At 62.5% G+C, this 9,060-nt stretch carries 6 protein-coding genes and 1 pseudogene; 3 read left to right on the top strand and 4 right to left on the bottom strand.

What is annotated here, in order from left to right; translation table 11 throughout:
• Window positions 1–70: 70 nt before the first annotated feature.
• Window positions 71–1,723, top strand: a complete 1,653-nt coding sequence (tnpC, locus tag JSE7799_RS18115) for an IS66 family transposase (RefSeq protein ID WP_055664868.1) — start codon at window positions 71–73, stop codon at window positions 1,721–1,723.
• Between the two features lie 117 nt (window positions 1,724–1,840).
• Here tnpC and JSE7799_RS18110 read toward each other — a convergent pair whose 3' ends face one another.
• Window positions 1,841–2,368 (bottom strand): restriction endonuclease subunit S domain-containing protein, encoded by a 528-nt coding sequence (locus JSE7799_RS18110; RefSeq protein WP_055664867.1) that lies wholly within the window; start codon window positions 2,366–2,368, stop codon window positions 1,841–1,843.
• Window positions 2,369–2,444: 76 nt separating this feature from the next.
• A complete protein-coding gene (locus JSE7799_RS18105) occupies window positions 2,445–3,701 on the bottom strand; it encodes an IS256 family transposase (protein WP_055664866.1) in 1,257 nt (418 codons plus the stop codon).
• A 110-nt stretch (window positions 3,702–3,811) separates the two neighbouring features.
• Here JSE7799_RS18105 and JSE7799_RS18100 point away from each other — a divergent pair.
• Window positions 3,812–4,135, top strand: a pseudogene (locus JSE7799_RS18100) (DDE-type integrase/transposase/recombinase); the annotation flags it as partial.
• A gap of 444 nt (window positions 4,136–4,579) precedes the next feature.
• Here JSE7799_RS18100 and JSE7799_RS18095 read toward each other — a convergent pair.
• Together JSE7799_RS18095 and JSE7799_RS18090 are read right to left on the bottom strand one after the other, a co-directional pair.
• Window positions 4,580–4,924 carry a hypothetical protein gene (locus JSE7799_RS18095; protein ID WP_055664864.1) on the bottom strand — a complete coding sequence of 115 codons (345 nt, stop codon included), beginning with the start codon at window positions 4,922–4,924 and terminating at the stop codon, window positions 4,580–4,582.
• The gene (locus tag JSE7799_RS18090; RefSeq protein WP_055664863.1) at window positions 4,921–7,908 is read right to left on the bottom strand and encodes a glycosyltransferase; all 2,988 of its coding nucleotides are present in this window, start codon (window positions 7,906–7,908) and stop codon (window positions 4,921–4,923) included. The genes JSE7799_RS18095 and JSE7799_RS18090 overlap by 4 nt, the downstream gene beginning before the upstream one ends.
• A 407-nt stretch (window positions 7,909–8,315) precedes the next feature.
• Between JSE7799_RS18090 and JSE7799_RS18085 the strand changes: the two genes are divergently transcribed.
• Entirely contained in the window at window positions 8,316–9,020 is a 705-nt protein-coding gene (locus JSE7799_RS18085; RefSeq protein ID WP_055664862.1) for an IS6 family transposase, read from the top strand.
• Window positions 9,021–9,060: the final 40 nt, after the last annotated feature.

Genomic DNA, 9,060 nt, shown 5'->3' with positions numbered 1-9,060 from the left:
GGGTGAATCACTGAACCTGTTTTGACCATGTTTTGTTGGGCTTTCCTGTCGGGATCGGATAGGAAAATGCATGTCGCAGCCCTTCGATCTCAGTCAATTTCCAGACCTCCCGCCGGAGGTGGTGAAGGCGTTCGAGGCCGCGCAATCCGAACTGTCGGTCGAGCGTGCGGCGCGCCAGCATGAGCAGGCAGTGGTGGCCGAGAAGAGCGCCTTCATCACCGAACTGAAGGCACTGATCGCGAAGCTGGAGAGCCAGGTTCAGGACTACCGGCGCACGAAGTTCGGGCCGAAGTCGGAGAAGTTGGACCCCGCGCAGCTCGAGCTTGCTCTCGAGGATCTCGAGACCGCCATCGCCGAGACCCAGGAACAGATCGCCGTGGCCGAAGAGAAGGTCGCGGCCAGCGCGACCGATCCGGAGACGAAGACCTCGCGCAAGCCACGCAAGTCCCGGGCGTTACCGGACCACCTGCCGCGCGTGGAACGGGTAATCGAGCCCGACAGCATCACCTGTCCCTGCGGCTGTGGCGACATGGTCCGGATTGGTGAAGATCGGGCGGAACGGCTGGATTACATTCCGGCACGCTACCAGGTCATCGCCACGATCCGCCCGAAATACGCCTGCCCCAAGGGGCGCACGGGCGTAGTTCAGGCGAAAGCCCCGGCGCACCTGCTGGAGGGCAGTTGGCCCACCGAAGCGCTGCTGGCGCAGGTGGCGGTATCCAAGCATTCCGAGCACATGCCGCTGAACCGGCAGGCCGTGGTCATGGCCCGGCACGGCGTGCCGATCGACCGCTCGGTGCTGGCGGACTGGATGGGCCGGACAGGGGCGCTGATCGAGCCGGTGGTGGAGCATATGGCCAAGGCCCTGATCCAGGGCAGCACCCGGCTCTATGTCGACGAAACGACCGCTCCGGTGCTGGACCCCGGGCGGGGCAAGACGAAGACGGGCTACCTGTGGGCGGTTCTGCGCGATGAGCGGGGCTGGAATGGACCGGCGCCGCCGGGCGTGGTGTTCCACTATCGGCCCGGCCGAAAGGGCGCGTATGCCGATGAAATCCTGACCGGCTTCAATGGCACGATCCAGGTCGATGCCTATGGCGGCTACACGCATCTGGCCAAGCCAGATCGCAAGGGCGGCAAGCCGTTGAAGCTGGCTTTCTGCTGGGCCCATGGTCGGCGGAAGCTGATCAAGGCCAAGCCGAAGAAGGGGTCACCCATCGTCGACGAGGCGCTGGTGCGCATCGCTGCGCTCTACAATGTCGAGGATGCCATCCGCGGCTCGGAGCCCGATCATCGCCGGGCGGTCCGCCAGAACCTGTCCCGCCCACTGGTCGATGAGTTCTTCACCTGGCTGGCCGCCCAGGCCGCGCGCATCTCGCGCAAATCCGAGCTTGGCGAGGCGCTCGCCTACATGCTCCGGCGCCAAGACGGCTTCCGGCTCTTCCTCGACGATGGCCGGGTCGATATGGACTCCAACCTCGTCGAGAACGCGATCCGCAGCCCGGCCATGAACCGCCGCAACGCGCTGTTTGCCGGGCACGATGACGGCGGTCGATCATGGGCGCGCTTCGCCAGCCTGATCGGCACCTGCAAGATGAACGGCGTCGAGCCCTATGCCTACCTACGCGATCTCTTCACCAAGCTCGCCAACGGCCATCTCGACAAGGACATCGACGCGTTGATGCCATGGGCTTACGCCGAGGCGTCCCACCCCTCACAATGAGCTCATCCGGGAGTCCTCAGTGAGCTCACTCTGAGCGCGCACAAGGGCGAAAGCGGCAGCCGGATACGCCGAGCGATCCCGACCGCAAGCGAAAACCCAATGGGGCCGAGACGGCGCTTACTCTTCGCCGAGATCTGGGACGATGCATGCTCTTCCGGGAGGATCTGCCAATCGGCAAATCAGAACGTCGCCTGGGTGAACTTCTTTGCAGCGCAGTTTATTGAAGGATTCTGGGAAAATATACTTTCTGTTTGAATCGATAAATCGTCCGATTCCAACATTGCCAGTCTGAATAAGCCGCATTCCTGTTGGCGCAATGTGCTCGGCTTCAATCCAATCGCCATCGTCGAAGTTCTTCTTGTTGCTGTCTGCCATTTCAAACAGCGTCATAGGCTTCCACTCCCCCGAGAACCCCGGAAGGCGTCGCTTGCCGGTCAGTAGGTCCTGCATCGCGCCTTGCTTGATGAGCCGCTTCTTGGCGATCAGCCGCTCCAGCCCCTCGATCAGCGCATCCGCATCCGAAAGCGCCTCGGCAATGGCTTCCTGTTCTTTCGGGTCATTTGCGGTCGGAATTCGAACAGTATGGAGGTCGTTGCGGTTGACACCTGGAACACCAGTTTTCCCGCTGTGCTCGTGGAAATCCAATCGGCTCAGTAGATAGTAACAGTATCGTGGATTGTTGCCGTGGAGAGATATGCCCAAAAGTTGGTGACGGTCCTCATCAGGCGGCGGTTTGAAGTTGCTTGATCCCGTCCTTGAACTCAATCCCCTGAATGACGTCGGGCAGACGGTTTGGCCCGTTGATCTTCCGCCACTTCTTCTTGGCTGACTTCATGAGTCGGAAGACCATGGCGAGGGCGGTCTTGCGGTTCAGGCAGCCCTTGGTTTTGCGGGTCCGGTTCCTGACCGTGGCGAAGACACTCTCGATCGGGTTCGTGGTCCGAATGTGCTTCCAGTGCTCGGCCGGGAAGTCGTAGAAGGCCAGCAGCTCGTCACGGTCTTTCACCAGCTTGGCCACAGCCTTCTCGTACTTCGCGCCGTAGATTTCGACGAAGAGATCGAAGGCGGCATTCGCCTCCTTCTTCGTCTCGGCCATCCAGATGTCTTGCAGATCGGCCTTGACCCTTTCATGCATGGATTTGGGGGTCGCGCCCAGCACATTGGCGGTCTTGTGAACCCAACATCTCTGCTCGCGCGTGTCGGGGAAGACATCCCGCAGGGCCGTCCAGAACCCGAGCGCACCATCGCCTGTGGCCAGTTCCGGGGGCACAGTCAGGCCGCGCTTCTTCAGCCCTTTCAGCAGGTCGCACCAGCTGTCGGCATTCTCACGGAACCCGTCTGTGATGGCGAGAATGTCCTTCTCGCCGTATTCGTCGGCGCCAATAATCACCAACATACATTGGCGATCGCCGTCCAGGCGTGGCGTGAAGTAGACCCCATCCGCCCAGATGTAGACGTAGCGCTTGCCCGTGAGATCGCGCTTGCGCCAGGCCTCGTACTCCTCCCACCACGCGGCCTTCAGACGCGTGATGGTCGAGGACGACAGCCCCTCGGCATCAGGTCCGAGGAGCGCCGCCAGTGCCTCGCTGAAGTCGCCCGTCGAGATGCCCTTCAGGTACAGCCAAGGTAGCAACTCCTCGACCGACTTCGCCTTGCGCAAATACGGCGGTACCAGCGCCGAGCGGAACTTGATCTTGCTCCCATCTTCATTGCGGCCGCGATCGCGCACGCGCGGGACCTGCACAGGAATGGTCCCGATCCCGGTCATCATCTCGCGCTCGGGCAGAAAACCATGGCGCACAAGACGCTGGCGGCCCTCCTCGTCCAGAAGATGCGCATGCTCGGCGAGGAAGGCGGATACCTCCGCCTGAACCGCCGTTCGCAGAAGCTCCTTGGCCCCAGCTTGGATTACCTCGGTCAACGGATCCGCAGAAAATTCCGATGGCAGTTCGAACGGGACAACGGTAGATTTGGCCATGGTGGCATATCCTTTCTCTTTTGAGACTGACGGCGCGTGAACACCGCCATGATATGCCGCCTACTTCAGGCCATCACCAACTTTCGGGCATAACTCAAGCAGGAGAAGCAATGAAGAAGCACGGGCGAGCAGATGTCCTCGTGACGGACAAGCTTCGCTCCTACGGTGCGGCTCTGAAGGACCTCGGCATGGCGGACCGGCAGGAGACCGGTCGGTGGCTGAACAACCGCGCGGAGAATTCGCACCTGCCGTTCCGACGACGCGAGAGGGCCATGCAGCGCTTCCGGCGGATGCGAAGTCTGCAGAAGTTCGCCGCCGTCCACGCCTCCGTCTCGAACCACTTCAACCAGGAACGCAGCCTCTCCAGCCGAGACATCTTCAAGACCAACCGCACCGCCGCTCTCGCCGAGTGGCGCGGTCTTTGCGCAGGATAATGGTCAGGCCCCCTGCCCTTCCTGAGACTGGTTCGAGTTGATCTGCCAGCACCCACACGGCTCGTGACCGTGGCGGTCGCCAACAAGACCGCTCGTACGGCTTGGGCGTTGCTGGCAAAGGAAGAGAATTACAAGGCCGCACCGGCAATTTGAACAACAAAGAGACAGGCGGCGCTCCAAGGGCGCCGCGATGAGATGCAAGGGCAAAAGTAAGTGATGATGATCAAGCAAGACCGCTGCCGGGACACCCCGAGGTACTGTCAGGGCGTCACAGCTCGATAGTCTGATTGGGACCCGGCAAGCGGACTTCATCAGGGCCAGCGGTCACATGCACCGCGCGCACAGGCCGGACAAATGACCGCAACCTGCTTCGATCCACGTCACTCGACAAAACCCTTGCAAAACCGGAGCCGTCCACAAATGACACCACCCCCTCTCTTGACCCTACATCCGAGGCAGGCTCCGGAAGCGGAGCGATAGGGCGCGCAGGGGGGTGGTGATGCGCCAGCTCGTGCTTTGCAGGAACGACTGAACCTCCCGCTCGTGGTGCTCGGCTCGCGCGAGGGCTTCCGCAGTTTCCTTTTGGAGGGTCGCGATGCGCAAGCGCGCCTCGGTGAGCGCCTCGCCGAGTTCGGCGCGGATCGTCTCACGTAGGACCGCCATTTCGGCGCGCATCTCGATCAGCCGCTCCTCGGCGGCGGCCGTTGCCTTCGCGGCCTCGGCCACAATCAGCGCCGCATCAGGATCGGCGACTTCAAAACGCCCCTGCAAGTCGAAATCCTGCGTCATATTCGCACCTCTTTGTCTCTTGTTGTCTCCCGCCCGAGAAGGAGCTGTGTGATGTCCTCCCACTCGAGCGCCTCGGCCACCCTGCGCGCCGCCCGCTTCATATCGTGGTCCTCGCCCGCCGCGATTCGCCCGAGGGTCTCCTCAATCGCGGCGACGAGTGCCGGGAGCCCGTCTCCGGGGCTATAGAGCCGTCCCGCCCTGACATCCGCCTTGAGGACCTCCCGCGTCATCGCTCCCTCAGGCACGATCGCCGGCACACCGAAGCTCAGCGACAGCAGAAACGATCCTGAGGTCAAAATCTGGGTATAGGGAAAGACCGCAAGATCGGCTGCGCGGAAGAATACCTGCAACTCCATCTCGTCAATAAAGCGGTTGGCAATCGTAATCCGCGCGCGTTCCTCGTCGCTCAGATCGGCGCCATCTAGCATCTGCGCGATCGGACGGCTGCCCGCGATGACAAGCCTTGCGCGCGGCCGTCGCGGGAGGATTTCGCGAAAAGCCGCGAGGAGCGCGTCAAGCCCCTTGTAAGGGCGAATTTGTCCCAAAAAGAGGATCACCTCTTCGTCGGGCTCAATCCTAAGCTCGTCGCGGGCTTGCGCGCGAGTGATAAAATCGGGATAGGCTCCGACATAGGCCCCGTGGCGGGCGACGTGCAGTTTCTTGTGTGGCAGCGGGAAGTTCGCCTCAATATCAGGAATCGAGCCCTGACAATGCACATGCACCGCGTCGGCGAGATCAAGCACTTCGCGCGACAGGTTCCGCTCCAACCGCCGAAAGGGGAGATCGTGGGAGAGCGTGTTGTGGATCGTCCAGACGATCCGCCCCCCCAAAAACCTGAAGCGGCGCAGCTTGTCGAGGAAGTCATGCGCTGCCCGCGCGGCCGCCTCGATGGTGGCGGCACCGGCAAAGACCTTGTTGAGCCAATGGAGATGGAACACGAACGCGCCTGCATCCTCTCCAGCGCGGCCGCCAATGGCTTGGAGCGCCTCGTCGATGCTGCCGCCGACGAACTCGATCTGCTCGGACGCGGGCGCGTAGAGCAGCCTCTGATAGAGGTTCGTCCGGCTGTAATCGGGCCAAAAATAGACCCGGTCGGGACATTTGCCCCGCCTGTAGGAGATGGCGCGCGGCCTCTCGGGATCGGGAACATATCCCTCCCAGAACCGCTCAAGACCCATCCGCTCCAGCGCCTGTCGCTGGACGGCGTAGGTGTTGGTGGTCTGGAATGTCTCGTTCACCCGTGATGTGTTTTCGCCATGCCAGCGGCGCTGATAGAGGATCTCGTTCACATGATGGAAGGCCGTGACCTCCGACAGCTTGAGGAACATGTCGTAGTCGACCGCATTCACGATGTCTTCGCGAAACTTGCCCGTCCGCTCCCAGGACTGGCGGCGGAACATGCGGAAGTGATGCACGATCGAGGTCGTCAGCATCTTCTTGCGGCTGAAAATCAGGTGGCTGTATTCGTTGCCGATGACATAGCCGTTCTCGTCGATCCGCTCGCATGAGCCATAGACGCAGCCGGTTAGGGGATGGGTGTCGAGATATTCGGCCAGGCGGCGCACAGCCCCAGGTTTCAGACGATCGTCGGAATCGAGCTGTCCGATATAGGCTCCGCGCGCCATGTTGATCGCCCGGTTCGAGGCATGGCCGATGCCGCCATTTGGCCCGCTCACGTAGCGCACCCGTGGATCGCCATCGTATCCGCGCAGCACCTCGAGTGTCGCATCGGGAGATCCGTCATCGGCAACACAAACCTCGAGATCCTCGTAATCCTGCTCTAGAGCGCTGTCGATTGCCGCCTTTAGATAGCGCGCGGCGCGATAGGCGGGGATGTAGATACTGACCCGCGGCACCTCAAAGCGGCCCGCGCTGTGACGGATGGCCGGATGAGGGCAAAGCTGTCGCAAGAGTGCCGTATCGGCGCGGGGGGCCTCGGGGTCTGGTGGGGCCGTGACGAACTCCGCCCGCACTGAGAGCGGCAGGAAATAGGCCCCCGCCTCGGAGATGCGCCAAGCCAGATGTGTGGCGGCCGGCCCCGGCGTGGCGAAGCGGGAATTGAACCCGCCCGTCTCGCGAAAAAGCCCCACGTCGAGGGCGAAGGCCATGCCCCGAACCTCGCAGAAGGCATCGAGGCGCTCCGTCCAAGCGGGCAGCATCATCCGATCCGACAGAAGGGTCGGCAAGGCTTCGGGATCGTTATCGCGGCATAGCGCACCGAACGGGCACAGCACGAGACAGAGCCGCCCGGATAGCGCTACATAGCGCACGACCCGCTCCAGCACGAGCCCATCGTCGAGCATCGGCAGCGGCGCGAAGCAGACGATCTCAGTATCCTTCGCGAAGTGCCGCATCTGCGCCGCAGAATCAAGCGCGAAGGCAGGAACCGCAATCCAGTCCGCCGGAACGGGCAGCGGCGTGCCGTGCAACGCCTCTGGGGCCGAGATGCAGAGCGACAATCTCGCCGTAAGGGCGGGTGCCGAGCGGCGATACGCCGCCAAGGATCGCTCGAGCCGTGCCAGATCCGCCGGCCCGTCGATCTCCACGACAAGCCGCAGCCGCAGGGCGGGTAGGGGCTCCCAGAAACCGTGGGACCAGCTGGCATCGACGAGGAACGAGAAATCGTTCGCGTTGCCGGTGATCCTTGGCAGGAAGAGATCGGACGGAAACTGACGGAGACGCTCTTTCAGATCCCGGATCTGACGCAGCTTCGACTGGAACCGCTTACCGGGCTGCGAGCGCAGATAGTCGCAGGGCAGATCGATGCGCGCCCCCCCCGCCCGGGCGAGCCCGCCGCCGACCAGCCGGCGGGCCGCTTCGAGGACCTCGGGTCCAACCTTTTCGGATAGGCGTATCTCCTCGAGCATCTTCCAAGCCCGCGCCGGCTCGTCCCGAGCAAGCGCGCGCATGGCCTCCTCGAGACGGTGCCAGTGGTTTCGGGAGGAAAAGACGCCGGCTTCGATCGAGAAATCTTGCAGACTCACCTAGTCCTCCATCTTCATGCGCTCTTCCAAAACGGAACTTCTAAGGCCTTCGCGGCCGGATTGCAGAAGGCATCCATTTTGTGAGATTTGCGACTTTGATTTCTCAAAAGCGCAACCGACGGGATTTTACAAGACGCAAACTCGGGGGAGGGCCTTGGCAGAAGAACTTCGCTTGAGGCGGAGCAGGCGGCCGGCTAGGCTCCCCGCATGACCAAGCGCAGCCCCTTCAACCCGCGTTATTCACCGAAACGGCTCCCCGGCGGGCTGGAGGCGGGGTGAGGCCGTTCTTGCCGCCCCTTGGGCGAGCGTTTGGTGCGAGTGTCAGCCGCGCTTCGCGCATGGGTTGAGAGGGTCTTGTCAGAAGAACTTCGCTTGAGGCGGAGCAGGCGGCTGGCTAGGCTCCCCGCATGACCAACCGCAGCCCCTTCAAGTACTTCAAGACCAGCTCCGAGATCATCCGACTGGCGGTGATGATGTATGTCCGCTTCCCGCTGTCGCTTCGCAACGTCGAGGATCTGCTGCACGAGCGCGGCGTCGACGTCAGCCACGAGACGGTGCGCTTCTGGTGGCACCGCTTCGGCCCGATGTTCGCCGGTGAGATCCGCAAGCGACGCATCGAGGGTATGAAATCGAGCCGCTGGCGCTGGCACCTCGACGAGATGTTCGTGAAGATCAACGGCGAGCAGCACTACCTCTGGCGGGCGGTCGATCATGAGGGCAAAGTGCTGGAAAGCTTCGTCACGAAGACGCGGGACAAGAAGGCTGCGCTGAAATTCCTCAGAAAAGCAATGAAAAAGCACGGGCGAGCAGATGTCCTCGTGACGGACAAGCTTCGCTCCTACGGTGCGGCCCTGAAGGACCTCGGCATGGCGGACCGGCAGGAGACCGGTCGGTGGCTGAACAACCGCGCGGAGAATTCGCACCTGCCGTTCCGACGACGCGAGAGGGCCATGCAGCGCTTCCGGCGGATGCGAAGTCTGCAGAAGTTCGCCGCCGTCCACGCCTCCGTCTCGAACCACTTCAACCAGCAACGTAGCCTCTCCAGCCGAGACATCTTCAAGACGAACCGCGCCGCCGCTCTCGCCGAGTGGCGCGGTCTTTGCGCCGGATAATGGCCAGGCCCCCTGCCCTTCCTGAGACTGGTTCGAATTG

It is taken from the genome of Jannaschia seosinensis (assembly GCF_001408515.1).
Taxonomy (GTDB): domain Bacteria; phylum Pseudomonadota; class Alphaproteobacteria; order Rhodobacterales; family Rhodobacteraceae; genus Jannaschia; species Jannaschia seosinensis.
The sequence above is the reverse complement of the archived record's forward strand: the minus strand, read 5'-3'. Positions and strand labels throughout refer to the sequence as shown.

Bases quoted from the DNA above. Each gene is read 5' to 3' on its own strand.
- JSE7799_RS18085 (WP_055664862.1), top strand. From the start codon at position 8,316: ATGACCAACCGCAGCCCCTTCAAGTACTTCAAGACCAGCTCCGAGATC.
- JSE7799_RS18105 (WP_055664866.1), bottom strand. From the start codon at position 3,701: ATGGCCAAATCTACCGTTGTCCCGTTCGAACTGCCATCGGAATTTTCT.
- JSE7799_RS18095 (WP_055664864.1), bottom strand. From the start codon at position 4,924: ATGACGCAGGATTTCGACTTGCAGGGGCGTTTTGAAGTCGCCGATCCT.
- tnpC (WP_055664868.1), top strand. From the start codon at position 71: ATGTCGCAGCCCTTCGATCTCAGTCAATTTCCAGACCTCCCGCCGGAG.